This window comes from Croceicoccus hydrothermalis, from assembly GCF_022378335.1.
Lineage (GTDB): Bacteria > Pseudomonadota > Alphaproteobacteria > Sphingomonadales > Sphingomonadaceae > Croceicoccus > Croceicoccus hydrothermalis.
In genome coordinates this window covers 97,868-114,869 of record NZ_JAIQCI010000003.1, presented here as the reverse complement: position 1 = coordinate 114,869, position 17,002 = coordinate 97,868, and the positions used below count along the sequence as shown (strand labels likewise).

Sequence of the window (17,002 nt, the reverse complement as noted above, 5' to 3'; positions counted from 1 at the left end):
GGTCCCCCTCGATTGCGTTGGGGACGCCCTTAGGCATGCATTAATACAGCAATGCGTCGATGCCGTGATGAAACGGTGAAACATGCCGCCGCATGGTCATCGTTCTGCAACACGGGGGCGCAATGCGGTAGAGGCGGGCGCTCAGATCGCGCGAAACCGCAAGCGTTCTGCGGAATAGCCAAGGCCGGGTGGCACGGCGATGTATCGTACACCGTCCGTTTCGCTGATCACCGGGCGAACGATGCGCGGCGGAATCGTGCGCGCATGCGTGGCAATCGCGGCATAATCGGCAAAGGGTGCGATCCGTTCCAGATTGCGGATCGTGGGATGCACCAGCGCGATGTCGCCGCGTTCATGTTGCGCAAGGAGTGTATCCGCCGTGGCCCAAAGCAGGCTGTCGCTCTCGGTGCCGTCGGCGCTCACCGCGACTGCGCCGGTGCCGATGTCGGCGAGGAAGAAGCGGGTGTCGAACATGCGGCTGGTTCCATCGGGCGGGCACCAGCGCGCGAACGGGGTGAGCGCATCGCGATCGAGGATCCAGCCTTCGCCGCGCAGCAAAGCGCCAAAGTCCCCGGTTTCAAAGAGACGCGCCCGCGCGCGTATCGCATCGGCCCGCGTCACCGGCTGCGCCAGCCCGACGAGCAGGCCCGTTTCCTCCAGCGTCTCGCGGATCGCGGCGACCTGCGCCGCGGCCCAGCCCGCGGGCATGCCGGGCAGCATGTCCTGCGCCAGCGCGGCGTCGCCGGGGTCGATCCGCCCGCCCGGAAACACCATGGCTCCGCCGGCAAAGCGCAATTTGCGCGCCCGCTTCACCATCAATATTTCAAAGGCATCACCCTGCCGCCGAAACACCATGAGCGTGGCGGCCGGTATCGCAGCCTCGGGCGCCGGTTCGTCGGGAAGAGCTGCCGTCCATTCGCGAGGCGAACCGCTCATCGTCTGCGAAAAACCCCGGTGCGCGGACGCGGCGATCTCGCAGGTGCGACGATCGCCGCGGCCTGCATCAATCCGCCTTCGCGACCTGCTTTTCGGCCATCAGCGTGCCAAGTTCGCCGGCCTCGAACATTTCCATCATGATGTCGCTGCCGCCGACGAATTCGCCTTTTACGTAAAGCTGCGGGATCGTCGGCCAGTCGGAGTAGGATTTGATCCCCTGCCGGATTTCCATGTCCTGCAACACGTCGACGCTGCCGTATTTCACGCCGAGATGGTCGAGAATGGCGACCGCCCGGCTGGAAAAACCGCATTGCGGAAACAGGGGCGTGCCCTTCATGAACAGGACGACGTCATCCCCCTTGACGATTTCTTCGATGCGGGTGTTCGTGTCAGACATTATCGATGCGTTCCGTTATTGCTATGAATCCGTTGCCGGAACTCAATTGGGAACCGCGGTCGTCAGTTGCAAGGCGTGGAGCACGCCGCCCATCTTTCCATCGAGCGCGGAATACACCGCCTTGTGCTGCTGCACCCGGCTCTTGCCGGCAAAGCTGGGGCTGACGACGTGGGCGGCATAATGGTCGCCGTCGCCGGCGAGATCGCGAATGGTGACCTCCGCATCGGGAATCGCCTCGCGGATCATGGTTTCGATTTCGTCGGCCTGCATCGGCATAAGCTTCGTCCTTCGTGAATGGGTTTACGCTTCGCCGATAAGCTGGCGGCGCGCCTCGACCGCTTTTTTCTCGAGCGCGACGCGCACCGCCGCCTCGTCAATGTCGCAACCGGCCGATACCAGGTCGCCGAACACCTTGCGGATCACGTCCTCGTCGCCCGCTTCCTCGAAATCGGCCTGCACGACCGCCTTGGCGTAGGATTCGGTTTCGGCGTCCGACAATTCCATCTTCTCCGCCGCCCATATGCCGAGCAGGCGATTGCGCCGCGCGGTGACGCGGAACATGTTCATCTCGTCCTGCGCGCTCTTGGCTTCCTCGGCCCGGCGGCGGTCATTGAAATCGGTCATGTGAGGCACCTTTTGGATAAAGGCGGCGGTCAGGCCGCGCGCGGTCCGGAAAGAAAGGAAAGCTGCGATGCAGCGCGGGTTTCATAGGCCGAGATCGCATCGCCGCGTTCCATCGTCAGCCCGATTTCGTCGAGCCCGTGGAGCAGGCAATTCTTGCGAAACGGGTCGACATCGAAATGGAAGCGGTCCTGCATCTCGGTGCCGACGGTCTGATTTTCGAGGTCGACGAACAATTCGCTTTCCTCCGCCACGGCGAGCAGACGGTCGACCTGTTCCTGCGGCAATTCGACGGCGAGGATCCCGTTCTTGAACGCATTGCCCGAAAATATGTCGGAGAAGCTCGGCGCGATCACCACGCGGACGCCCATGTCGAGCAGCGCCCAGGCCGCGTGTTCCCGGCTCGATCCGCATCCGAAATTGTCGCCCGCGATGAGAATCGGCGCGCCTGCGTAGCGCGGATCGTCGAACACATTGCCCGGCCGTGCCCGCACGGTTTCGAACGCCCCCTTGCCCAACCCTTCGCGCGAAACGGTTTTCAGCCAGTGCGCGGGGATGATGACGTCGGTGTCGACGTTCTTCGCGCCATAGGGGATGGCGCGGCCGGCGATTTCGTTGATCGGTTCCATGAGCCTCAGCCTACCCGAGGCGCGCCCTGCGCCTCAACCGAAATCGGCATCAATCGGTTTCCGGCGGGTTGGCACCCGGTGAGGGTTTCGCGTTTCGCGCCTGCGCCCGTTCGCGGCGCCGCGAGGCATAGAGCAGCGCGGCGGCCAATGCGGCCGATCCGATCGCGGCGCCCGCCATCGCCGCTTTGCCCGTCAGGCTGTTGTCGTCGCTCATTCCTCATCCTTTCCCATATCCGGTGTGGCGTGCCCGTGTGCGGTCCTATCTGCGGCAATGCGCGCCGAATGCAAGCATTCCGGATGCAGATAATCGCGAATCGCATTCCATTCGCGCGCCTTGTCGTCCCGCGTCACCCGGCAATAGGCAGGGCTGCTCGACGGGAGGGTGAGGAGGGCAGGGGCATCCCCGCGCAGCATCCGCCGTCCGATCCGCGCCGCGGTCCCGCCGTTGAACCCGATGAGCCGCAGCGCGGGAAGCGTGGCGGCAAGCGCGGCAAGCGGATTGCCCTCCACATCGCGCATTGCGCTGTCGAGGCTGCCCGAACGGCGCGCGGTCCGGGCGACGTCCCACAACCCGATGCCCGCGATGCGCAGCACCGCCAGCCGCGCATCATAGGACAGAGCATCGAGATCGACCCCGATCGCCCCACCGACGAGGTGCCAGAACTGATTGCGGGGATGCGCGTAATAACGCTGCGCACGCAGCGACGCCTCTCCCGGCAGGCTGCCGAGCAGGAGGACGCGGGTTTCCGGCGTCGTGACCGCGGCAAAGGACGATTTGCGCGGCCCGTCCGCCCGTTTCCCCGCCGCCACCGGCAATGCCGATGCGCTCAGGCCGGTTCGGATATTGCGACCGGCGCCAGGTCGCGCACATCGGTCAGCCGGCCGGTCACCGCCGCCGCCGCCGCCATCGCGGGGGAGAGCAGATGCGTGCGCGCGCCCGGACCCTGCCGCCCGACGAAATTGCGGTTGGAGGTCGAGGCGCAGCGTTCGCCCGCCGGCACCTTGTCCGGGTTCATGCCGAGGCAGGCCGAACAGCCCGGCTCCCGCCATTCCAGCCCGGCCTCGGTGAAAATGCGGTCGAGGCCTTCCGCCTCCGCCTGCTCCTTTACAAGGCCGGACCCGGGCACGACGATGGCCCAGGTCACGCTATCGGCCTTGCGCCTGCCCTTGAGCACGGCGGCAGCGGCGCGCAGATCCTCGATCCGGCTGTTGGTGCACGATCCGATGAACACGTTCTGCACCGTCACATCCGTCATCGCGGTGCCCGGCGTCAGGCCCATGTAATCGAGGCTGGCTTGCGCCGCGGCGCGTTTCGATGCGTCGGCAAAGCTGTCCGGATCGGGCACGGTGCCGTCGATGGGAACGGTATCCTCCGGGCTGGTGCCCCAAGTGACCGTGGGCGGAATGTCCGCGGCGTCGATATGGACGGATCGGTCGAACCGCGCGCCTTCGTCGCTCGGCAGCGTCTTCCACCATGCCAGCGCGCGGTCCCATTCCTCGCCCGCAGGGGCCATCGGACGGTTCTTGAGATAGCGGAACGTGGTCTCGTCGGGCGCGATGAGCCCGGCACGCGCACCGCCCTCGATCGCCATGTTGCACACGGTAAGGCGCGCCTCGACGCTCATATCCCGAAACACATTGCCGCGAAACTCGATGACATGGCCGGTGCCGCCGGCGGTTCCGATGGTGCCGATGATGTGCAGCACGACATCCTTCGCCGTGACGCCGGGGCCGAGCTGCCCCTCCACCACGACCTCCATCGTGCGCGATTGCTTGAGCAGCAATGTCTGCGTCGCGAGCACGTGCTCGACCTCGCTCGTCCCGATACCGAAGGCGAGCGCGCCCATTCCGCCATGCGCCGCCGTATGCGAATCGCCGCACACGATCGTGGCGCCGGGAAGGGAGAAGCCCTGCTCCGGCCCGACGACATGGACGATACCCTGTTCCCGGTCCGCATCGCCAATATAGCGTATGCCGAACGCGGGGGCATTGGCCTCCAGCGCGGCAAGCTGCGTCGCGCTCGCCGGGTCGGCGATGGGGATGCGGCTGCCGTCGGCGGTCCGGCGCGCGGTCGTGGGCAGGTTGTGGTCCGGCACCGCGAGGGTGAGATCGGGGCGGCGCACGCTGCGCCCGGTGCTGCGCAACGCTTCGAACGCCTGCGGGCTGGTAACCTCGTGGACGAGGTGGCGGTCGATATAGATCAGGCAGGTGCCATCGTCGCGGCGTTCCACGACATGGGCGTCCCAGATCTTTTCGTACATCGTGCGGGGTTTGCTTGCCATAATGTTGCAGCCATTGGCGCGTTGCTGCGCGAAATGCAAGGTCGCGTAAGTCCTGCAAAAGTCACTGGCGGTTCATCCGCGTGTGTAATAATATGGCGCGATATGACTTTGGTTCACAAAATCCTCATCGTGCTGGCCAGCGCCATTGCGATGGAATTCGTCGCGTGGTTCGCACACCGGTACATCATGCACGGGTTCGGCTGGGGCTGGCACCGGGACCATCATCGCAAGCATGACGGATTTTTCGAGAAGAACGATCTTTACGCGCTGTTCGGCGCGGCGCTCTCGCTCGGTCTGTTCATCATCGGCGATCGCGCGATGGCGGGGCCGTTCTATTGGGAGGCCGGCACCTATATGGGGATGGGCGTGCTGCTTTACGGGATCGTCTATACGCTGATCCATGACGGGCTCGTCCATCAACGCTGGTTCCGCTATGTTCCGCGCCGCGGTTACATGAAGCGGCTGGTGCAGGCCCATCATCTGCACCATGCCACCCATTCGAGGGAGGGCGGCGTGAGCTTCGGTTTCGTGTTCGCCCGCGATCCGAACCGGCTGAAGCAGGATCTCATGCGGCAAAAGCGCGACAGCGAGGTGAAACTTCGCCGCGCGCAGGGTGCGCAATCGGCAAGCGAAAGCGGCGCCTTCGTCACCAGCCCGCCGCCGACCCGCGAACGGCGTTCGAGACGCCGTCGCCGCAGCGCGCGTTAATTCAATCCTGCGCCGCGATGCGTGTCGCGGTTTCGCGGATGAGCGCGATCATGTTCGGCACGCCCTGCGTCCGGTTCGACGACAGCTGATTTTTAAGGTCGAAGGGTTCGAGCGCGCCTTCCACATCGGTATCGCGCACCTCGTCCGCCGGGCGGTCCTGCACCGCGGCGAGCACCAGCGCGATGATACCCTTGGTGATGGCCGCGTTGGAATCGGCGAGGAAATGGAGCCGCCCGTCGTCCCTCTGCGTGGGGTAGACCCATACCGCGGCCGAGCATCCCTTGACCTGCGTGCTTTCGGTCTTGAGCGCGGGCGGCATCGGGTCCAGCTCCCGGCCCAGCTCGATGAGCAGGCGATAGCGTTCGTCCCCTTCGAGGAATTCATATTCCTCGCGAATGTCGTCAATGGTGCGCATGGCACCGGCTGCTAGCGCGATGCGGCGCCCATTACAATCGCCCTGCCGCCGCGCATGGTCAAAGGTCGACGCCCGCCGCGATCGCCTCCAGCCGGCGAATGCGTTCGCGCATCGCGGCAAGTTCGATCCGCGCGCCGGTGGGCGAGGTGTCCTGTTCGGTCTCGCCACGCTCCATCTCCCGGCGCTTGAGGTCGAGCCAGCCTTCCCACCCTTTCAAAAGTGCGCCAAGCGTCAGGCACAGCCCGATCAACGCGCAAATGGCGACTGGCAGATATTCGAATGCCATATCTATCGCTCCTCCTGATGGACCGGGGGTCAGACCTCGAGCCGGTCGCGCAGCTTCTCGATCTCTTCGGCAAGGCCGACGCTCTGCCTATCGTCGGTGGCGATGCGTTCGAGCACGTGGATGCGCTCCTTCAACTCGGCGATCTCGGCACGCAGCCGGTCCTCGTCCCCGCGATCCAGCCGGACGGGATTGCCATCCTCATCGGTGGCATAGCCTGCGCTCGCATTGTGTTTCGCGCGCATGACCTGCGCAATGGATACGATCGCGACGATCAGCACGATGGCGGCCCAGAAGCTCATTGCATCTTCTCCTGTTCAGGGGCGCGCCCGTTGTCGACGGAGCGTAGGGCGTCGATCTCGTGACTGAGCCCGTATCCCGTGTCGGTCACGATCCGTTCCACATTGGCGAGCCGGTCCTTCACCGAACCCAGCTCGGCGCGAAGGGCGGCGTTTTCCTGCGTCACCAGCTTTACCCGTTCCTCCGCCTGCGCGTCGTGCTTCGGGTAAACCGACTTGCCCCAGCTGTTTTCGAGCGGGTAGCCGTGCCGCACGCGGATGAAGGTGTTGACGACCCACGCGGCGGCAAAGGATACCGCGGCGATTCCGGCGACGGCGGGTGTGATGATGTCCTCCATCGTTCAGACCTCGTGCCGGGGATTGGTAACCTTGGGATCGAGCCGCGCATCGCTGTCCTCGTGACGGAGCGCCTCGATCTGGTCGGAGAGGCGATAGCCGCTGTCGGTGACGATCCGTTCGAGGACGCGGATCCGCTCCTCCAGCGCCTGGGTATGCTGCGCATATTGCGCGGCCTTCTCGGCGGTGGCGCCCACCTGCATCTCCGCCATCTTCGCCTGGTGACGGGTCCAGATCACGAGCGCGGCGACCAGAAACGGCGCCAGCGGTATCATGATGCCCAGAATTGCAACGATATCCATGATGTTTCCCCCTTCTTGCCCCCTGTGCCTTACCGCAGCCGCTCGATTTCGGCGGACAGTGCGCGGTTAGAGCTCACGTAATGTTCCTCGACGCGGGCGAGGCGGCGGTCGATGTCGCGGAACTTGCCCTTGACCTGGCGGGCCGATGCGGACGGCGATTTGCGCACGTCCTGCCAGAATTTCTCCTCCTGCCGGTCGTGATAGAGCTGCTCCGGTTTTTTCGGCGCGATGAACCCGGCGGCAAAATAGAGCAGCAGCGGCCAGCCCATGGTAAGCGTGAAGATGATGAAACCGAGGCGGATCCAGAAGGCGTCGATCCCGGCGTAATTGCCCATGCCGGAACACACGCCCATCAACTTGCCATTGGCCTTGTCGCGATAGAATCGGGTGCGGGGCGTGTTCATCGTGCATTCCTTTCCTTGATCAGCCGGTCCAGCTCGTCGAGCTTTGCATTGTCGGCATTGCGCGCGGCATCGAGGCGCGGGGCATCGAAATGTTCGCGGCGATATTCCGGGCTTTCGCTGGCGACGAGCCGTTCGACCGTCTCCATCCGATCATCCAGGCGGCGGGCAAGCTGATACAGTTCTTCCAGCATGTCCTCGTCATTGTCGGTCAGTTTCGGCGTGGTCTTCCACTTGGTGATGTAGTGGAACAGGAGCCACGGCAGGCCGAGGAATATCAACAATATGGCAAGCATGTCTTCCACGGATCAATCCCCCTTGTTGTCGTTGCCGCCCTTCATGGCGCGCTTCAGTTCCTCGAGTTCGGCATCGACATTGTCGTCGCCGCCCAAAGCCTCGATCTGTTCGGCGAGGCTGGTTTCGCGATTGCCGCCCCGGTCGTATTTCAGCGCATCGGCGCGCCCTTCGGCATAATCGACGCGGCGCTCCAGCTGATCGAAGCGGGCCATCGCCTCGTCCACCCTTTCGGTCGAGAGCAGCGTGCGCAGCTTCACCCGGTTTTCCGCGCTTTCCAGGCGGGCGGCGATCTGCGTCTGGCGGCTGCGTGCCTCGCGCAGGCGGCCCTGTAGTTTCAGGATGTCCTCCTCGCAGGCGCGCAGGCTGTCGTCGAGCACGGCGATCTCCTCGCGCAGTTTTCCGGCAAGGTCGGTGGCCTTCTTCTTCTCGGTCAGTGCGGCGCGGGCGAGATCCTCGCGGTCCTTCGACAGCGCGAGCTGTGCCTTCTCGCTCCAGTCGTCCTGAAGCCGTTCGAGCCGGCCGCAATGGCGCTGCATTTCCTTCTGATCGGCGATGGTGCGGGCGGCGCTGGCGCGCACCTCGACCAGCGTTTCCTCCATTTCCATGATGATCATGCGGATCATCTTGTTGGGATCGTCGGCCTTGTCGAGCAGATCGCTGAAATTGGCGGCGATGATGTCGCGGGTCCGGTTGAATATGCCCATCAAAGGTGCTCCATATTGCGAAATCTGGTCGTTGAAGCGGCGCGGGCCCTCGGCACCGCGCGGCTGACGGTCATTGCCGTTCGCCGGTTCGCCGGACCGTTCGCCCTGGGGGCGGCGCAGCCGGGCGACCTCGTTTTCAAAGCGCGAGGCCGCCGCATTGTCGCGCGATGCGCGCCGTTGCTGTGCCCGTTCGGCGTGGAGCCTGTCCGCCTCGCGGCGGCGCTCGTCCTTTTCGGGTTCGAGATCGAAAGGTTCGGTCATGCAAGATATCCGGCGGTGGCGGCGACGAAATGAAGCCCCTGCGAACTGGCCTGCATCTGCTGGCTCAGCGCAAAGACGTTGAGCGCCAGCATCGCGACCAGGCTGGCGGCGGCGGACCATCCTACCGGCGTGCTGCGAAAACGTTCAATCATCTTTCATTTCCTCACTGTGTTCGATGTGTGGCCCCATCATTGCAACCAGCGTGCCAGTTTCATTTTCGGGCGATAAAACAGGGGGTTGCAATTTTTTCGCTGCCGGGCGCCATGGTCCGTATTGCCCACACTTGGTGAAATATGCCAATGTTTGGGAATGGAGCGCGAAAGCCAGTTCGTCGGCCAGTCCTCGGCCATTCTCGATGCGGTCGAACGCGCCAGCCGCGCCGCCGCATTGTCGCGCCCCGTGCTGGTCGTGGGCGAACGCGGCACGGGCAAGGAGCTGATTGCCGAACGCCTGCACCGCCTGTCCGACAGGTGGGGTGAACCGCTGGTGGTGATGAATTGCGCGGCGTTGCCAGAAACATTGATCGAGGCGGAATTGTTCGGGCACGAGGCGGGCGCGTTCACCGGCGCCACCAAGGCGCGCGAGGGCCGGTTCGAGGAAGCGCACGGCGGCACGCTGTTCCTCGACGAGCTGGGCACGCTGTCGATGGCGGCGCAGGAGCGTTTGCTGCGCGCGGTCGAATATGGCGAGGTCACGCGCATCGGGTCCTCCCGCCCGCGCCGGGTCGATGTGCGCATCGTCGCCGCCACGAACGAAAACCTTCCCGCCATGGCACAGGCGCACCGGTTTCGTGCCGATCTGCTCGACCGGTTGAGTTTCGAGGTCATCACGCTTCCCCCCCTTCGCGCGCGGGAAGGCGATATCGTCGTGCTTGCCGATTTTTTCGGGCGGCGCATGGCGGCCGAATTGCACTGGGACGGATGGCCCGGGTTTCGCGAGGAGGTGCTCGACGCGCTGGAAGCGTATGAATGGCCCGGCAATGTGCGCGAATTGCGCAATGTGGTGGAACGCGCGGTCTATCACTGGGACGACAGGCGCGACGCGGTGGGCGAGATGATCTTCGACCCCTTCGATTCGCCCTGGGCGCCAAAGGGGGAGGGCGGTGCGCGTGATGATGCGAAAGAGGCCGCCGTGCCGGCAAAGGTGGTGGCCGAAACGCCGGTCTTCGATTTTGCGGGGGTGGACGATTTGCGCGGTGCGGTCGATGCGCATGAACGCGCCATCGTGGAGGCGGTGCTGGAGCGAAATCGCTGGAATCAGCGGCGTGCGGCGGACGCGCTCGGCCTGACCTATGATCAGCTGCGCCATTGTCTCAAGAAACATTCGCTGTCCCCGGCACAGCAGGCGTCCTAGACCAGCCCCGGCACGATCGGCACCGGGAGGGGGACGATGAAGATTTCGGCATTCATGGCGATCGCGATGGGAACGGCGTTGCTGCCGCATATCGTAAACGCCGCTCCGGCAAAGGCGCAGGAACGCACCATGGCCCCGCGCGGCGAGGAAGCGCGGGTCGCCGATGCCCGGTCCGCCGCATCGCGTGCGGAGATGATGGATGCTTTCGACCGGGCCGCAATGGTGGCGGAGGATGCATTTCGGTCCGCGGATCCTGACGCAAATGTCCCGGTCATCGTCGTTCCGGACGGTGAGGATGCATTTCGCGCCGTCGTCCTTTCGGACACGCCGGTTCCGCAGGCGGTCGTTACCCGGGCGGTCGCACGATACCGGGTCGGGGCGGGGCGGGCGCTGTCGGGCGGCATGGTCGAGGATCCGGCGGAACGTACGCTTTCCCCGGTGGAGCGCCGGTTGGCCTCTGCACGCGCCGCTGCGCTTGAAGAGCGGGAAATCAGGGGGCTGCCGCTGTGTTCCGAACGGCCGCCCCGCACCATCATCCTGTCGACCGGGGCGGATGGCACCGTCCCGGTCTACGTCATGAGTGCGCGCCGGGACGCGGGCGTGCTGCCGACAGGCGGACATTACCGCTTCGACATCGACGGGGCGGGCGCGGTTGCGCGATGGCGCGTGATGGCCGGCGGCTGCCGGGACGCGCGATGGGACGTGGACGATCCCGAACTGGACAAGCAGGTGTTCGTCCTCGCTCACACGCTCGACGATCATCCCAACGCGGTGCTGATGCTGCTCAGCCGGCGCCTGCCGTTCAGCATGGGGGTGGTCACGGGCGACGTGATCTGGCCCGTGATCGGCGGAGAGGTCACGACACCGGTGCCGATGATGGACGATCTTCTCCCAGCCGAAGAATGATGCGCGCCCCTTGCCTTTTACCGGCAGGCGGCGTAAACGCGATTCATCCCGACATTGTCATGGCAACGTCCGGGCCGAAGCCGAAAGGCTCCGGCGCGATGGCCGCTACGTGGCATGCGTTCGGGTTCTGGCGATTTTCCGGCCCCCTGGCCGACGAGAAGGAGCGACATTTGGCCGATCTGACCCGCGTGACCGAAATATGCGAAGCCGAAGCGAAAGGCTGCGGCTTCGAACTGGTGCGCGTGAAGCTGTTCGGATCGGACGATGAACGCACCTTGCAGGTTATGGCCGAAGATCCCGCCACCGGGCAGCTGGTGATCGAACAATGCATGGCGCTGTCCCGCCGTATTTCCGACGCCATCGACGCGCGCGAGGAAGCAGGCGACGATCTGATCGACGGTGCCTACCGGCTCGAGGTGAGCAGCCCCGGCATCGACCGGCCATTGACGCGCGAGAAGGATTATGCCGACTGGGCCGGGCATGAGGCGCGCATCACGCTGGACAAGAAGGCCGACGCGCCGGGCGGCAATCGCCGCACGTTCCACGGCGATCTCGCCGGGATCGAGGACGGCATGGTCACGATCGAGGATCGCAAGAACGGCCGGACCGTTCTGCCGTTCAAGGACATTCACGCGGCGAAGCTGGTCCTGACCGACCGGCTGATTGCCGCGACCGGCCCGCTGGACGCCAGCGGAGCCGACGAAATCGACGACGAAGAATTCGAAGAACAGGAAGACTGACCATGGCCAGTGCAATTTCCGCCAATCGCGCAGAGCTTCTCGCCATCGCCACCTCGGTCGCGAACGAGAAGATGATCGACAAGTCCATCGTGATCGAGGCGATGGAAGAGGCGATCCAGAAAAGCGCGCGCAACCGTTACGGCGCCGAGAACGACATCCGCGCAAAGCTCGACCCGCAGACCGGCGACCTGCGCCTGTGGCGCGTGGTCGAGGTCGTCGAGGAGGTTGAGGATTATTTCAAGCAGGTGAATGTCGAGCAGGCGCAGAAGCTTCAGGATGGCGCGAAGGTCGGCGATTTCATCGTCGATCCGCTGCCGCCGGTCGACCTTGGCCGGATCGACGCGCAATCGGCCAAGCAGGTGATCTTTCAAAAGGTCCGCGATGCCGAGCGCGAACGCCAGTATGACGAGTTCAAGGACCGCGCCGGCGAGATCATCACCGGCGTCATCAAGTCGGTCGAGTTCGGCCATGTCATCGTGAACCTCGGCCGGGCCGAGGGCATCATCCGCCGCGATCAGCAGATCCCGCGCGAAATGGCCCGCACCGGCGAGCGTATCCGCGCGCTGATTTCCAAGGTCGAGCGCAACAATCGCGGGCCGCAGATCTTCCTGTCGCGCGCACACCCCGATTTCATGCGCAAGCTGTTCGCGCAGGAAGTGCCCGAAATCTACGACGGCATCATCGAGATCAAGGCCGCCGCCCGCGACCCCGGCAGCCGCGCCAAGATCGGCGTGATCAGCCACGACAGCAGCATCGACCCCGTCGGCGCCTGCGTCGGCATGAAGGGCAGCCGCGTGCAGGCCGTCGTGCAGGAATTGCAAGGCGAAAAGATCGACATCATCCCGTGGAGCGAGGACACCGCGACCTTCATCGTCAACGCGTTGCAGCCCGCCACCGTGAGCCGCGTCGTCATCGACGAGGAAGAGGGCCGCATCGAGGTGGTCGTGCCCGACGATCAGCTTTCGCTGGCCATCGGTCGCCGCGGACAGAACGTGCGGCTGGCCAGCCAGCTCACCGACAGCCAGATCGACATCATGACCGAACAGGAATCGGGCGAGAAGCGGCAGAAGGAATTCGCCGAACGTTCCAAGGTGTTCGAGGAAGAGCTCGACGTCGATGAGACGCTTTCGCAGCTTCTGGTGGCCGAAGGCTTCACCGAGCTTGAGGAAGTCGCCTATGTCGAGCGCGACGAAATCGCCGCGATCGAGGGTTTCGACGAGGAACTCGCCGAGGAATTGCAATCGCGCGCGGTCGAGGCGCTCGAACGGCGCGAAGAGGTCTACCGGACGCAGCGCCGGGAGCTGGGCGTCGAGGACGATCTGGCCGAATTGCCGCATCTGACCGAGGAAATGCTCGTCGTGCTCGGCCGTGCCGGGATCCTGACGCTGGACGATCTGGCCGATCTCGCCACGGACGAACTCATCCAGAAGCGGCGTGCCGAACCGCGCCGCCGCGAAAACTCGCCCCCGCCACGCCGCACCTCGCAGCGCAGCGAGGACAGGGGCGGCGTGCTCGGCGCCTATGGTCTTTCGGAAGAGCAGGGCAACGAGATCATCATGGCCGCCCGCGCGCACTGGTTCGACGACGAGGAAGACGCTTCCACCGAACAGGCCGCCGACACGGCCGCATCAGAGGAGGCCGCCGATGCGGAATCCTCCCAATGAGCCGCCGCTAGGTTCCGACAGCTTCGACGTACAGGCGGGGAAGGGCGGCAAGCCCTCTCCGGCTGAGGCTGCGCCCGAACGCCGCTGCATCCTGACGGGGCGGGTCGCCTCGCGCGAAACCATGCTGCGTCTTGCGATTGCGCCCGATGGGACGGTCGTACCCGATCCGCGTGCGCAGGCGCCGGGTCGCGGCGCATGGATCGGCGTGTCGCGCCCCGCTCTTGAAGAGGCGATGGCGAAGGGCCATTTGATGGGGGCGCTGGCCCGTGGGTTCAAGGGGGCGGCGTTGACCGTGCCCGACGATCTGCCCGAACGGGCGGAGGCGGCCCTGACGCGCAGCTTTACCGACCGGCTCGGCCTCGAATGGCGGACCGGCAATCTGATTGCGGGTTCGGACCGTATCGCGGAAAAAGCGCGCGGTGGCCGCGTGCACTGGCTCGCCCATGCAAGCGATGCGGGCGAGGACGGTGCGCGCAAGCTCGACCAGGCATGGCGCGTGGGACAGGACGAGGAAGGGTCCGGCATGCGCGGCATACGCTTGCCACTGGACCGGGCGGCCCTCTCTGTGGCATTGGGCCGCGAGAATGCCGTTCATCTGGCGCTGACCGATCGCGCCGCGGCGGGGCGGGTGTCCGCTCTACTGGCGCGGCTGCTTCATTTCCTGGGTCGCGATCACGGGGTCGCACCACCTGGACCCGAACCGGCGGAGGCGGCGAGCTAGCGGCCTGCCGCGCACCCGCGACGCGGCGGGACATACGAGACACGAGCGTGCGCACGCTTTTCAAAACATGCGCGAGATGACGAGACGAATTATTCAAGGGCGTACTGACCAGATGAGCGAAGACGAAAAAACCACCCGCACCCGCAAGCCGCTTGGCCTCAAGCGGTCCGTGGAATCGGGCGAGGTGAAGCAGACCTTCAGCCATGGCCGCACCAACAAGGTCGCGGTCGAGGTGAAGCGCAAGCGCAAGATCCTGAAGCCCGGCGAAACGCCCGCCGAGGCTCCGAAGGCCGCGCCGACGCCCGACGCGGCGCCGGAGGCAAAGGCGCCGACACCTGCGCCCGCCCCTGCGCCGCGCCCGGCACCCGCCACGAAGAAACCGCCGGTGAGCCGGGAGACGCGTCAGGAGATGCAGGCCCGCCTGCTGCGCGAAGCCGAAGAGGCACGCCTCGCTTCGCTCGAGGAAGCGAACCGCCGCGAGCAACAGGAAAAGCAGAAGGCACTCGAGGAAGAAAAGCGCCGGGCGGAGGAAAACCGCAAGGCTGAGGAAGAGGCCGCGAAGAAGGCCGCCGAGGAGGCGAGCGCTCCAGAAGCCGCGCCGGAACCGGCCGAGGCGAAGGACGACGCGCCCGTCAAGGATGCAGCGGTCAAGAGCGATGCCGCCGAAACGGCGAGCGAGCCTGCGCCCGAAGCGACCGCCGCGCCCGAAGGGGACAAGGCCGACACCGCCACCAAGGCGCCCGCCCCGCGCAAGTTCACGCCCGTCAAGCGGCCCGAGATCAAGAAGCCGAAGGAAGAAAAGAAGCCCGCGCCTGCCCGCGAGACGCGTGGTGCCAATACCGGCGATCGCCGCAAGGGCGGCAAGCTGACCGTGAACAAGGCGCTGAACGAGGACGAAGGCGCCCGCGCCCGCAGCCTCGCCGCGCTGAAACGTGCGCGCGAAAAGGAACGCCGTTCGCAGAGCCGCGGCCCGTCGCAGCCGCGTGAGAAGCAGGTGCGCGACGTCGTCGTGCCCGAGGCGATCACGGTGCAGGAGCTCGGCGTTCGCATGGCCGAAAAGGGTGCGGACCTTGTAAAGGCGCTCTTCAACCTGGGCATGATGGTCACCGTCAATCAGACGATCGATCAGGACACGGCCGAGTTGCTGGTCGAGGAATTCGGCCACAACATCACCCGCGTGTCGGAAAGCGACGTGGACATCGACACCGCCGAGGATGTCGATCCCGAGGATACGCTGAAGCCGCGTGCGCCGGTCGTGACCATCATGGGCCATGTCGATCACGGCAAGACCAGCCTGCTCGACGCGCTGCGCGGGACCGACGTGACCCGCGGCGAGGCGGGCGGCATCACGCAGCATATCGGCGCCTATCAGGTGAAGACGAAGAGCGGCGATGTCGTGACCTTCCTCGACACGCCGGGCCACGAAGCGTTCACCGAAATGCGGATGCGCGGCGCGAATGTCACCGATATCGTCATCCTGGTGGTGGCGGCCGATGACGGGCTGATGCCGCAGACGATCGAGGCGATCAATCATACCAAGGCCGCCGGCGTCCCGATGATCGTGGCGATCAACAAGATGGACAAGCCCGAGGCCAATCCGCAGAAGATTCGCGAACGCCTTCTCGAACACGAGATCATTGTCGAGGCGATGAGCGGTGATGTGCAGGATGTCGAGGTGTCGGCCAAGGAAGGCACCAATCTCGACAAGTTGCTCGATGCGATCGCGCTGCAGGCCGAATTGCTTGAGCTCAAGGCGCGGCCCGACCGCGACGCGGAGGCCACGGTGGTCGAGGCGAAGCTGGACAAGGGCAAGGGGCCGCTGGCCACCGTCCTCGTCAGCCGCGGCACGTTGAAGCGCGGCGACACCTTCGTCGTCGGCAGCGAGAGCGGCAAGGTCCGCGCGCTGCACGACGACAAGGGGCGCCAGGTCAAGGAAGCCGGACCATCCATGCCGGTCGAGGTTTTGGGCCTCAGCGGTGTGCCGCGAGCCGGCGATACGCTGACCGTGGTTGAAAACGAGCAGCGCGCCCGCGAGGTTTCGGAATATCGCCGCGAGAAGGCCGCCGAGAAGCGCACCGCGGCGACGCCTGCCACGCTCGACAACATGTTTTCTGCGCTCAACAACGATGTCGTGGAATTCCCGGTCGTCATCAAGGCGGACGTGCAGGGTTCGGTCGAGGCGATCGCAACCGCGCTCACCCGCCTGTCCAACGATCTCATCAAGGTCCGCATCCTGCATCAGGGTGTCGGCGCCATTACCGAGAGCGACGTGACGCTGGCCTCGTCCAGCAGCGCGCCGATCATCGGCTTCAACGTCCGCCCGAACGCCAAGGCGCGTCAGCAGATCGAGAAGAACAAGGTCGAGCTGAAATATTACGACGTGATCTATCACCTGACCGAGGAGATCGCGAAGGAGATGGCGGGCGAGCTTGGTCCCGAGCGGATCGAGAATGTCGTCGGCCGCGCCGAGGTCAAGCAGGTGTTCCCCGCCGGCAAGCGGGACAAGGCGGCGGGTCTGCTCGTCACCGAAGGCACCATTCGCAAGGGGCTTTTCGCGCGTCTCACCCGCGACGACGTCATCGTTTCGGCCACGACGATTCAATCGCTGCGCCGGTTCAAGGACGACGTTGCCGAAGTGCGCGCCGGGCTCGAATGCGGTGTCGTGCTCGAGGATACGAACGACATCAAGGCGGGCGACATGCTCGAGGTGTTCGAGGTCGAGGAACGCGAACGCACGCTGTAAAAGG

Annotated in this window: 25 protein-coding genes; 7 read left to right on the top strand and 18 right to left on the bottom strand. The window is 65.2% G+C overall.

The features are described 5' to 3' along the window. Positions 1 to 141 precede the first annotated feature (141 nt). From K4G67_RS02660 to leuC, 8 genes are all read right to left on the bottom strand, one after another. On the bottom strand, positions 142 to 936 hold the full coding sequence (locus K4G67_RS02660) for an NUDIX hydrolase (protein ID WP_239804857.1): 795 nt from the start codon (positions 934 to 936) through the stop codon (positions 142 to 144). Between the two features lie 67 nt (positions 937 to 1,003). Next, entirely contained in the window at positions 1,004 to 1,333 is a 330-nt protein-coding gene (grxD, locus tag K4G67_RS02655) for a Grx4 family monothiol glutaredoxin (RefSeq protein WP_239804856.1), read from the bottom strand. A 42-nt stretch (positions 1,334 to 1,375) separates the two neighbouring features. Further along, positions 1,376 to 1,609: a BolA family protein gene (locus K4G67_RS02650; RefSeq protein ID WP_202083197.1), complete on the bottom strand. Its 234-nt coding sequence runs from the start codon at positions 1,607 to 1,609 to the stop codon at positions 1,376 to 1,378. A 24-nt stretch (positions 1,610 to 1,633) separates the two neighbouring features. After that, a complete protein-coding gene (locus K4G67_RS02645; protein ID WP_239804855.1) occupies positions 1,634 to 1,957 on the bottom strand; it encodes a DUF1476 domain-containing protein in 324 nt (107 codons plus the stop codon). Positions 1,958 to 1,986: 29 nt separating this feature from the next. After that, on the bottom strand, positions 1,987 to 2,583 hold the full coding sequence (leuD, locus tag K4G67_RS02640) for a 3-isopropylmalate dehydratase small subunit (RefSeq protein WP_239804854.1): 597 nt from the start codon (positions 2,581 to 2,583) through the stop codon (positions 1,987 to 1,989). Positions 2,584 to 2,632: 49 nt separating this feature from the next. Further along, the gene (locus K4G67_RS02635; RefSeq protein ID WP_239804853.1) at positions 2,633 to 2,797 is read right to left on the bottom strand and encodes an LPXTG cell wall anchor domain-containing protein; all 165 of its coding nucleotides are present in this window, start codon (positions 2,795 to 2,797) and stop codon (positions 2,633 to 2,635) included. Next, complete coding sequence (locus K4G67_RS02630; protein ID WP_239804852.1) at positions 2,794 to 3,393, bottom strand: DNA-deoxyinosine glycosylase; 600 nt, start codon at positions 3,391 to 3,393, stop codon at positions 2,794 to 2,796. The genes K4G67_RS02635 and K4G67_RS02630 overlap by 4 nt, the downstream gene beginning before the upstream one ends. A gap of 17 nt (positions 3,394 to 3,410) precedes the next feature. Beyond that, on the bottom strand, positions 3,411 to 4,865 hold the full coding sequence (leuC, locus tag K4G67_RS02625) for a 3-isopropylmalate dehydratase large subunit (RefSeq protein ID WP_239804851.1): 1,455 nt from the start codon (positions 4,863 to 4,865) through the stop codon (positions 3,411 to 3,413). Between the two features lie 102 nt (positions 4,866 to 4,967). Between leuC and K4G67_RS02620 the strand changes: the two genes are divergently transcribed. Beyond that, positions 4,968 to 5,573 (top strand): sterol desaturase family protein, encoded by a 606-nt coding sequence (locus tag K4G67_RS02620; RefSeq protein WP_338026381.1) that lies wholly within the window; start codon positions 4,968 to 4,970, stop codon positions 5,571 to 5,573. Between the two features lies 1 nt (position 5,574). Here K4G67_RS02620 and K4G67_RS02615 read toward each other — a convergent pair whose 3' ends face one another. The 10 genes from K4G67_RS02615 to K4G67_RS02570 are packed head-to-tail and all read right to left on the bottom strand — an operon-like array spanning position 5,575 to position 9,171. Continuing rightward, positions 5,575 to 5,988, bottom strand: coding sequence for a SufE family protein (locus K4G67_RS02615; RefSeq protein ID WP_239804850.1), 414 nt, complete (start codon positions 5,986 to 5,988; stop codon positions 5,575 to 5,577). Positions 5,989 to 6,046: 58 nt separating this feature from the next. Further along, on the bottom strand, positions 6,047 to 6,274 hold the full coding sequence (locus K4G67_RS02610; protein WP_239804849.1) for a hypothetical protein: 228 nt from the start codon (positions 6,272 to 6,274) through the stop codon (positions 6,047 to 6,049). 29 nt (positions 6,275 to 6,303) lie between these two features. Beyond that, positions 6,304 to 6,573, bottom strand: coding sequence for a hypothetical protein (locus K4G67_RS02605; RefSeq protein WP_239804848.1), 270 nt, complete (start codon positions 6,571 to 6,573; stop codon positions 6,304 to 6,306). Next, entirely contained in the window at positions 6,570 to 6,908 is a 339-nt protein-coding gene (locus K4G67_RS02600) for a hypothetical protein (RefSeq protein WP_239804847.1), read from the bottom strand. The genes K4G67_RS02605 and K4G67_RS02600 overlap by 4 nt, the downstream gene beginning before the upstream one ends. Positions 6,909 to 6,911: 3 nt before the next feature. After that, positions 6,912 to 7,208 (bottom strand): hypothetical protein, encoded by a 297-nt coding sequence (locus tag K4G67_RS02595; RefSeq protein WP_239804846.1) that lies wholly within the window; start codon positions 7,206 to 7,208, stop codon positions 6,912 to 6,914. Between the two features lie 29 nt (positions 7,209 to 7,237). Continuing rightward, positions 7,238 to 7,612: an envelope stress response membrane protein PspC gene (pspC, locus tag K4G67_RS02590; RefSeq protein WP_202083210.1), complete on the bottom strand. Its 375-nt coding sequence runs from the start codon at positions 7,610 to 7,612 to the stop codon at positions 7,238 to 7,240. Further along, the gene (gene pspB, locus K4G67_RS02585; RefSeq protein ID WP_275588724.1) at positions 7,609 to 7,905 is read right to left on the bottom strand and encodes an envelope stress response membrane protein PspB; all 297 of its coding nucleotides are present in this window, start codon (positions 7,903 to 7,905) and stop codon (positions 7,609 to 7,611) included. Before pspB ends, pspC begins: the two co-directional genes overlap by 4 nt. Positions 7,906 to 7,917: 12 nt before the next feature. Continuing rightward, positions 7,918 to 8,871 carry a phage shock protein PspA gene (gene pspA / locus K4G67_RS02580; protein WP_239804844.1) on the bottom strand — a complete coding sequence of 318 codons (954 nt, stop codon included), beginning with the start codon at positions 8,869 to 8,871 and terminating at the stop codon, positions 7,918 to 7,920. Next, complete coding sequence (locus tag K4G67_RS02575) at positions 8,868 to 9,023, bottom strand: hypothetical protein (protein WP_239804843.1); 156 nt, start codon at positions 9,021 to 9,023, stop codon at positions 8,868 to 8,870. The genes pspA and K4G67_RS02575 overlap by 4 nt, the downstream gene beginning before the upstream one ends. After that, positions 9,016 to 9,171 (bottom strand): hypothetical protein, encoded by a 156-nt coding sequence (locus K4G67_RS02570; protein ID WP_239804842.1) that lies wholly within the window; start codon positions 9,169 to 9,171, stop codon positions 9,016 to 9,018. Before K4G67_RS02570 ends, K4G67_RS02575 begins: the two co-directional genes overlap by 8 nt. Positions 9,172 to 9,180: 9 nt before the next feature. Here K4G67_RS02570 and pspF point away from each other — a divergent pair, with 9 nt between their 5' ends. From pspF to infB, 6 genes are all read left to right on the top strand, one after another. Continuing rightward, entirely contained in the window at positions 9,181 to 10,224 is a 1,044-nt protein-coding gene (gene pspF / locus K4G67_RS02565) for a phage shock protein operon transcriptional activator (RefSeq protein ID WP_239804841.1), read from the top strand. A gap of 36 nt (positions 10,225 to 10,260) precedes the next feature. Next, positions 10,261 to 11,130, top strand: a complete 870-nt coding sequence (locus K4G67_RS02560; protein ID WP_239804840.1) for a hypothetical protein — start codon at positions 10,261 to 10,263, stop codon at positions 11,128 to 11,130. 170 nt (positions 11,131 to 11,300) lie between these two features. Then, positions 11,301 to 11,870, top strand: coding sequence for a ribosome maturation protein RimP (gene rimP / locus K4G67_RS02555; protein WP_239805082.1), 570 nt, complete (start codon positions 11,301 to 11,303; stop codon positions 11,868 to 11,870). A 2-nt stretch (positions 11,871 to 11,872) separates the two neighbouring features. Further along, positions 11,873 to 13,534: a transcription termination factor NusA gene (gene nusA, locus K4G67_RS02550; RefSeq protein ID WP_239804839.1), complete on the top strand. Its 1,662-nt coding sequence runs from the start codon at positions 11,873 to 11,875 to the stop codon at positions 13,532 to 13,534. Beyond that, positions 13,515 to 14,255 carry a DUF448 domain-containing protein gene (locus K4G67_RS02545; RefSeq protein ID WP_239804838.1) on the top strand — a complete coding sequence of 247 codons (741 nt, stop codon included), beginning with the start codon at positions 13,515 to 13,517 and terminating at the stop codon, positions 14,253 to 14,255. The genes nusA and K4G67_RS02545 overlap by 20 nt, the downstream gene beginning before the upstream one ends. Before the next feature lie 112 nt (positions 14,256 to 14,367). Further along, positions 14,368 to 16,998, top strand: coding sequence for a translation initiation factor IF-2 (gene infB / locus K4G67_RS02540; RefSeq protein ID WP_239804837.1), 2,631 nt, complete (start codon positions 14,368 to 14,370; stop codon positions 16,996 to 16,998). The last annotated feature ends 4 nt before the right edge of the window (positions 16,999 to 17,002 follow it).

What these genes read in the sequence shown, in the direction of transcription:
- K4G67_RS02660 (WP_239804857.1), bottom strand. Translation starts at nt 936, where the DNA reads ATGAGCGGTTCGCCTCGCGAATGGACGGCAGCTCTTCCCGACGAACCG.
- grxD (WP_239804856.1), bottom strand. Translation starts at nt 1,333, where the DNA reads ATGTCTGACACGAACACCCGCATCGAAGAAATCGTCAAGGGGGATGAC.
- K4G67_RS02650 (WP_202083197.1), bottom strand. Translation starts at nt 1,609, where the DNA reads ATGCCGATGCAGGCCGACGAAATCGAAACCATGATCCGCGAGGCGATT.
- K4G67_RS02645 (WP_239804855.1), bottom strand. Translation starts at nt 1,957, where the DNA reads ATGACCGATTTCAATGACCGCCGCCGGGCCGAGGAAGCCAAGAGCGCG.
- leuD (WP_239804854.1), bottom strand. Translation starts at nt 2,583, where the DNA reads ATGGAACCGATCAACGAAATCGCCGGCCGCGCCATCCCCTATGGCGCG.
- K4G67_RS02635 (WP_239804853.1), bottom strand. Translation starts at nt 2,797, where the DNA reads ATGAGCGACGACAACAGCCTGACGGGCAAAGCGGCGATGGCGGGCGCC.
- leuC (WP_239804851.1), bottom strand. Translation starts at nt 4,865, where the DNA reads ATGGCAAGCAAACCCCGCACGATGTACGAAAAGATCTGGGACGCCCAT.
- K4G67_RS02620 (WP_338026381.1), top strand. Translation starts at nt 4,968, where the DNA reads ATGACTTTGGTTCACAAAATCCTCATCGTGCTGGCCAGCGCCATTGCG.
- K4G67_RS02615 (WP_239804850.1), bottom strand. Translation starts at nt 5,988, where the DNA reads ATGCGCACCATTGACGACATTCGCGAGGAATATGAATTCCTCGAAGGG.
- K4G67_RS02610 (WP_239804849.1), bottom strand. Translation starts at nt 6,274, where the DNA reads ATGGCATTCGAATATCTGCCAGTCGCCATTTGCGCGTTGATCGGGCTG.
- K4G67_RS02605 (WP_239804848.1), bottom strand. Translation starts at nt 6,573, where the DNA reads ATGAGCTTCTGGGCCGCCATCGTGCTGATCGTCGCGATCGTATCCATT.
- K4G67_RS02600 (WP_239804847.1), bottom strand. Translation starts at nt 6,908, where the DNA reads ATGGAGGACATCATCACACCCGCCGTCGCCGGAATCGCCGCGGTATCC.
- K4G67_RS02595 (WP_239804846.1), bottom strand. Translation starts at nt 7,208, where the DNA reads ATGGATATCGTTGCAATTCTGGGCATCATGATACCGCTGGCGCCGTTT.
- pspC (WP_202083210.1), bottom strand. Translation starts at nt 7,612, where the DNA reads ATGAACACGCCCCGCACCCGATTCTATCGCGACAAGGCCAATGGCAAG.
- pspB (WP_275588724.1), bottom strand. Translation starts at nt 7,905, where the DNA reads ATGCTTGCCATATTGTTGATATTCCTCGGCCTGCCGTGGCTCCTGTTC.
- pspA (WP_239804844.1), bottom strand. Translation starts at nt 8,871, where the DNA reads ATGACCGAACCTTTCGATCTCGAACCCGAAAAGGACGAGCGCCGCCGC.
- K4G67_RS02575 (WP_239804843.1), bottom strand. Translation starts at nt 9,023, where the DNA reads ATGATTGAACGTTTTCGCAGCACGCCGGTAGGATGGTCCGCCGCCGCC.
- pspF (WP_239804841.1), top strand. Translation starts at nt 9,181, where the DNA reads ATGGAGCGCGAAAGCCAGTTCGTCGGCCAGTCCTCGGCCATTCTCGAT.
- K4G67_RS02560 (WP_239804840.1), top strand. Translation starts at nt 10,261, where the DNA reads ATGAAGATTTCGGCATTCATGGCGATCGCGATGGGAACGGCGTTGCTG.
- nusA (WP_239804839.1), top strand. Translation starts at nt 11,873, where the DNA reads ATGGCCAGTGCAATTTCCGCCAATCGCGCAGAGCTTCTCGCCATCGCC.
- K4G67_RS02545 (WP_239804838.1), top strand. Translation starts at nt 13,515, where the DNA reads ATGCGGAATCCTCCCAATGAGCCGCCGCTAGGTTCCGACAGCTTCGAC.
- infB (WP_239804837.1), top strand. Translation starts at nt 14,368, where the DNA reads ATGAGCGAAGACGAAAAAACCACCCGCACCCGCAAGCCGCTTGGCCTC.